Genomic DNA, 5,279 nt, shown 5'->3' with positions numbered 1-5,279 from the left:
GGAGCGACCGAGGTACGGGCACGGATCTCGCCGGTGCGCGAGAACACGGTCGCTCTGACGATCGCCGACTCCACCGGGGTACCGGTGCTGTCGGTCGAGGCGTTCGCGGCCCGTCCGATATCAGCCGACCAGCTCACCCCCGGTCACCGCACCGACTCACTGCACCGGCTCGAGTGGAGCACGGCTCCGGCCGCTTCCGCAGAGGTGCCCGGGTGGGTGCTGGCCGGTTCGCTGGATGGTGCGGTCGCGGAGTGTGTGCTGGTCGAGGTGTCGGTCGGGGTGCACGAGGCGTTGGATCTGGTGCAGGGGTGGCTGGCCGAGGAGCGGTTCGCCTCCTCGCGGCTGGTGGTGGTGACGCGGGGCGCGGTGGCGGTGTCCGAGGTCGAGGATGTGGATCCGGCGCAGGCCGCGGTGTGGGGTCTGGTGCGGGCGGCGCAGGCCGAGCAGCCGGGCCGGTTCGTGCTGCTGGACGTGGAGACCGGACCGCTGGACGAGGACGCGGTGGGTCAGGCGCTGGCTTCGGGTGAGGCGCAGGTCGCGGTACGGGCGGGTGCGGTGTGGACGCCGCGCCTGGTGCGTACGGCGGTGGCGCCGGCCGGGGAGGAGCGTGCTCCGGTCTTCGGCCCGGAGGGCACGGTGCTGGTCACCGGCGGTTTGAGTGGACTGGGCGCGCTGGCGGCCAGGCATCTGGCGACTGCCCACGATGTGCGGCAGCTGCTGCTGGTCAGCCGTCGTGGCGTACAGGCGCCGGGGGCGGCCGAGCTGGTGGCGGAGCTGACCGAGCTGGGTGCCACGGTCGAGGTCGCGGCGTGCGACGTCGGTGATCGGGAGGCGCTGGCGCAGCTGATCGCGGGCATCCCGGCCGACCAGCCGCTGAGCGGTGTGGTGCACGCGGCCGGCGTCCTGGACGACGGCGTGATCACCGCGCTCACTTCCGAGCGGCTGGACGGGGTGATGCGGCCCAAGGCCGACGCGGCCTGGCATCTGCACGAGCTGACCCGAGAGCTGGACCTGTCGGCGTTCGTGTTGTTCTCCTCGGTGGCGGGAGCGCTGGGTGGTCCCGGGCAGGGCAACTATGCCGCTGCCAACGCCTTCCTCGACGGGCTGGCCGAACACCGCAGAGCACAGGGACTGGCGGGCACCTCGCTGGCCTGGGGCCTGTGGGCGATCGGCGGGATGGCCGAGGAACTGACCGAGGCCGACGTGCGCCGCATGGAGCGCATGGGCCTGAAGCCGCTGTCGGCTGCCGACGGGCTGGCGCTGTTCGACGCCGCTCTGCGCCATGACCGGCCGGCGCTGGTCGCCGCGCGGTTCGCCCAGGGCAGGAACCCGGCCCGGGTGGCGCTGCCACGAGCGGGCACCCTCAACGGCCTCGCGGGACGGCTGGCCGCGATGGAGCCCGCGGAACGCCTGGCGATCCTGTCCGACCTGGTGTGCCAGGAAGTGGCGACGGTGCTCGGGCACGCCTCGAAGGAGGCCGTCCAGCCGGACCGCGCCTTCCAGGACCTCGGCTTCGACTCCCTCACCGCGGTCGAGTTCAGGAACAGGCTCAGCCAGGTCACCGGCATGCGGCTGCCGGCCACGCTGATCTTCGACTATCCGACCGCCCGAGCGGTGGCGGACTACGTGGGGTCGGAGCTGATCGGCGCCGCGTCCGCGATCACATCGGTCACGACGGCCAGGACGCCGGGCGATGACGAGCCGATCGCGATCGTGGGCATGGCCTGCCGCTACCCCGGCGGCGTGCTGTCGCCCGAGGGGCTGTGGGACCTCGTGGCCGGCGGTACGGACGCCATCTCCGAGTTCCCCGCCGACCGCGGCTGGGACATGGAGCGGATCTACAACCCGGACCCGGAGAGCAAGGGCACCTCCTACGTGAAGCACGGCGGTTTCCTGTACGACGCCGCCGAGTTCGACCCCGAGTTCTTCGGGATCAGCCCGCGCGAGGCCCTGACGATGGACCCGCAGCAGCGGTTGCTGCTGGAGGCGTCATGGGAGGCGCTGGAGCGGGCCGGCGTCAGTCCCGTCGAGCTACGCGGCAGCCGGACGGGCGTGTTCGCCGGCTTGATGTACCACGACTACGGTCTCGGCGCTCCCGCCTCGACCAGTGGCGGAAGCCTGGTCTCCGGCCGGGTGTCCTACACCTTCGGGTTCGAGGGACCGGCGATGACCGTGGACACGGCGTGCTCGTCGTCGCTGGTCGCGCTGCACCTGGCGGCGCAGGCACTGCGCTCGGGTGAGTGCGATCTGGCCCTCGCGGGCGGCGTCACGGTCATGTCGACGCCCGGAACCTTCATCGAGTTCTCCCGCCAGCGCGGTCTGGCACCCGATGGCAGATGCAAGTCCTTCGGCGACACGGCGGACGGCACCGCCTGGGGCGAGGGCGTCGGCGTGCTGCTGGTCGAGCGGCTGTCGGACGCGCGGCGCAACGGCCACCAGGTCCTCGCGATCGTACGGGGCAGCGCGGTCAACCAGGACGGCGCGAGCAACGGCCTGACCGCCCCGAACGGTCCCGCGCAGCAGCGGGTGATCCGCCAGGCGCTGGCCAGCGCGAACCTCTCGCCCGCGGATGTGGACGCGGTCGAGGCGCACGGTACGGGAACGGTGCTGGGCGACCCGATCGAGGCGCAGGCGCTGATCGCCACCTACGGCCAGGACCGTCCCGAGGACCGGCCGCTGTGGCTGGGTTCGTTGAAGTCGAACATCGGTCACACCCAGGCCGCCGCCGGTGTCGGTGGCGTCATCAAGATGGTGATGGCGATGCGGCACGGGACGCTGCCGCGGACCCTGCACGCCGAGGAGCGGTCGGAGCACATCGACTGGTCGGCGGGCGCGGTGGAGTTGCTGACCGAGGCCCGTCCCTGGGACATCGAGGACCGCCCGCGCCGGGCTGCGATCTCCTCCTTCGGGATCAGCGGCACCAACGCGCACGTGATCATCGAACAGGGTCCGGCGGAGCCCGAGGCCAAGACCGACGCCGTCGAGCTGCCGGTGACGCCGTGGCTGGTCTCGGCCAAGACCCTTCAGGCGTTGCGAGGACAGGCTTCCCGGCTCGCGTCGTGGGTCGAGGAGCGGCCGGAGCTGAACCCGGCCGATGCGGCCTGGACGCTGGCGACGGGCCGGGCGCTGCTGGAGCAGCGCGCGGTCGTGGTCGGCGCGGATCGGGCCGAGCTGGTGACGGGCCTGCGTGCCCTGGCCGAGGGCACGGCGACGCCGGGTGCCGCGGCCGGTGGCGGCAGGGTGGCGATGTTGTTCGCCGGTCAGGGCAGCCAGCGGGTGGGGATGGGCCGTGATCTCGCGGCGGCGTTCCCGGTGTTCGCGGATGCCTTGGACGAGATCTGCGCGCTGCTGCCCGGCTCGGTGCGTGAGGCGATGTTCTCCGATCCCGACGGTGTGCTCGGTGAGACCGGGACGACCCAGCCGGCGCTGTTCGCCTTCGAGGTCGCCCTCTATCGTCTGCTCACCTCGCTGGGGGTGACCCCGGACGTGCTGGTGGGTCACTCGGTGGGGGAGATCGCCGCCGCGCATGTGGCGGGCGTGCTCTCGCTGCCTGATGCGTGCGCCCTGGTCTCCGCCCGTGCCCGGTTGATGCAGGCGTTGCCGGAGGGTGGGGCGATGCTGGCCATCGCCGCCCCCGAGGCGGAGGTCCTTCCGCTGCTGGAGGGCCGCGAGGACGTGAGCATCGCCGCGGTCAACGGCCCGCAGGCCGTGGTGATCTCCGGTGACGAGAGCGCGGTGGAGGAGATCGCCGCCCTGGTGAGCGCGCGGACACGCAGGCTGCGGGTCTCGCACGCTTTCCACTCACCGCTGATGGAGCCGATGCTGGCGGAGTTCGAGCAGATCGTCTCCGCCCTGACCTTCAGCGAGCCGAGTATTCCTGTCATCTCCAATGTGACGGGCCGGCCCGCTGAGCCGGGGCTGCTGACCGACCCGGGGTACTGGGTGCGGCATGTGCGCGAGGCGGTGCGCTTCGCCGACGGGGTCGTCGCCTGCCAGGCCAACGTGTTCGTGGAGATCGGGCCGGACACCACCCTGACCGCGCTGGCCCAGCAGAGTGTCGACGATGGTGTGTTCGTCGCGGTCGCGCGTAAGGACCGTGATGAGGCTAGGACGTTGGTCAGAGCCCTGGGGCAGTTGCAGGTCCGGGGGATCGCCGTCGATTGGGAGGCCTTCTTCGCTCCGGCTCGGCCGGTACGGGTGGATCTGCCGACGTATGCCTTCCAGCGGGAGCGGTTCTGGGTGGCGGCGCAGGCTGAGGCCGGGGACATGGACGCGGCCGGGCTGGAGGGGATCGATCATCCGTTGCTGAGTGCGGTGACGGAGGTCGCCGGTGGTGAGTCGGTGGTCTTCAGCGGTCGCTTGTCAGTGGCCGCGCAGCCGTGGCTGGCCGATCACGTGGTCAACGGGACGGTGATCGTGCCGGGGACGGCGTTGGTGGAGCTGGCGGGCCGGGCGGGTGAGGAGCTGGGTTGTGCGCTGGTGCGGGAGCTGACGTTGCAGGCTCCGCTAGTGCTGGCCGACGAGGGCGGCGTGCGGGTGCAGGTGCTGGTCGGCGCGCTCCAGGAATCAGGGGCCCGCTCGGTGGCGATCCACTCGCGAGCCCATGACGCGCAAGACTGGACGCTGCACGCGCAGGGCGAACTTGCCGAGCAGACGACCGAGCCGGGTTTCGCGGTGGCGGTGTGGCCGCCGGCCGACGCGGTCGCGGTCGCGGTGGAGGACCTGTACGAGCGTCTGGGTGAGATCGGCCTGGAGTACGGCCCCACCTTCCAAGGACTGGCACGGGCATGGGTACGACCCGGGGAAGTACTCGCCGAGATCGTGCTGCCCGAGCAGGCTCATGCTGAGGCGGCGCGGTTCGGGGTGCATCCGGCGTTGCTGGACGCGGCGTTGCACGCCAGCGCGCTGGGTGATCTGCTGCCTGCTCCCGAGCCGGGGCGGCCGTATCTGCCGTTCGCCTGGAACGGGGTGTCGGTCCACGCGGTCGGCGCCACCACCCTGCGCGTCAGAGCGACCAGGAACACCGCCGCAGGAATCACCGGCATCACGCTGAACATCGCCGACGGCAGCGGTGCACCCGTGGCCGACATCGAGGCGCTCATCGTGCGCCCCCTCTCGACGGCCAACCTGGCCACCGGCATGAGCTTCCTGCACCAGGTGACCTGGACGCCGCTCCCGGCTGGATCGAGCGGGGGTTCGGAGCTGGTCGATCTGGCTGCGGTGAGGGGTGCGGTCGCTGAGGGTGCGGTGGTGGCCGAGGCGGTGGTGTACGCGGTTGT

1 protein-coding gene is annotated in these 5,279 nt (G+C 71.8%); it reads left to right on the top strand.

The features are described from left to right. Positions 1 to 33: 33 nt before the first annotated feature. Positions 34 to 5,279: type I polyketide synthase (locus ACTOQ2_RS43650; protein WP_440107880.1), on the top strand; the 5,246-nt coding region annotated here is incomplete at its 3' end.

The sequence above is a fragment of the Streptosporangium sp. H16 genome (assembly GCF_051918855.1).
Lineage (GTDB): Bacteria > Actinomycetota > Actinomycetes > Streptosporangiales > Streptosporangiaceae > Streptosporangium.
Note: the sequence above shows the minus strand (reverse complement) of the source record. Positions and strands in the feature narration are given on the sequence as shown.